1 protein-coding gene is annotated in these 507 nt (G+C 34.7%); it reads left to right on the top strand.

Annotated elements, in window-relative coordinates; all coding sequences use genetic code 11:
- Positions 1 to 507 (top strand): hypothetical protein (locus CYP28_RS10025; protein ID WP_181000452.1); only part of this gene is annotated, 507 nt, incomplete at both ends.

Consider the following 507-nt stretch of genomic DNA (forward strand, 5'->3'; position numbering starts at 1 on the left):
GGCTATCTAATATAGCCATAGTAGTTTTTGTTTTTTTGGCAACTTCTGCGATGGAAGCACAAAACGAAGAGATCAAAGACCTTTTAAAAAAAGAGGTATCTGGGGTTGTCTTTTTAGGTCAAAATGGTCAAGTCATGCTTGGAGAGAAGACGAGAATTGACGCTTCAGCAAACACTAGCTTCCAAAGTGCGATCAAAAATAACCTTATGAACTATCTAATCATAGATGCTCAAAAGCTTACAAATAACTATCGTATCAAAATAAACAATGCTGACGAGCTATTTGATAGTTATGCTCCATTTAATGAATTTGGTAAAAATTTCATGGCTTTAAATAATGATAAATATCCAAATGCTTTTGGGTATTTTAAAACACTTCTTACTGGTGCGGTTCAGGCAATCAAAGAAGATACCTTGCCAGATCAAATAGTGCCTTATAATTCATCAGTCATAAACTACGAGTGGAACGACAAAGAGCAAACCTTTGAAATAACTGTAAATGCAATGG

Origin of the sequence: Campylobacter concisus, assembly GCF_002914195.1 — a bacterium.
GTDB classification, from domain to species: Bacteria; Campylobacterota; Campylobacteria; order Campylobacterales; family Campylobacteraceae; genus Campylobacter_A; species Campylobacter_A concisus_M.